The sequence below is a fragment of the Veillonella sp. ZSJB6 genome (assembly GCF_051549505.1).
Classification (GTDB): Bacteria; Bacillota; Negativicutes; order Veillonellales; family Veillonellaceae; genus Veillonella.
On sequence record NZ_JBPUGE010000130.1, the window covers coordinates 1 to 249 of the forward strand.

Sequence of the window (249 nt, forward strand, 5' to 3'; positions counted from 1 at the left end):
GCCAGTTTCTCAGTCAACCTCTCAGTCATCAAGCCAACCGACTAGCCAACCAATTAACCAAGCAGATTCTATGGTGGGGCTAAAAATTGCGGTGGCACAGCAGCAATTTATTGTCGGTGATGTCATCAATAATGCCAAAAAAATGGTAGAGCTGGCTAAAGATGCCCGTGACAAGGGTGCTAATATCATTGTCTTTCCTGAGTTATCACTGCTGGGTTATCCGCCTGAAGATTTGTTGCTACGTCCAAG

At 45.4% G+C, this 249-nt stretch carries 1 protein-coding gene; it reads left to right on the top strand.

The genetic code is table 11. From position 1 onward, the window contains the following. Positions 1–70: 70 nt before the first annotated feature. The coding region (locus ACSV5T_RS10165; RefSeq protein WP_438321060.1) for a nitrilase-related carbon-nitrogen hydrolase at positions 71–249 on the top strand (179 nt) is incomplete at its 3' end.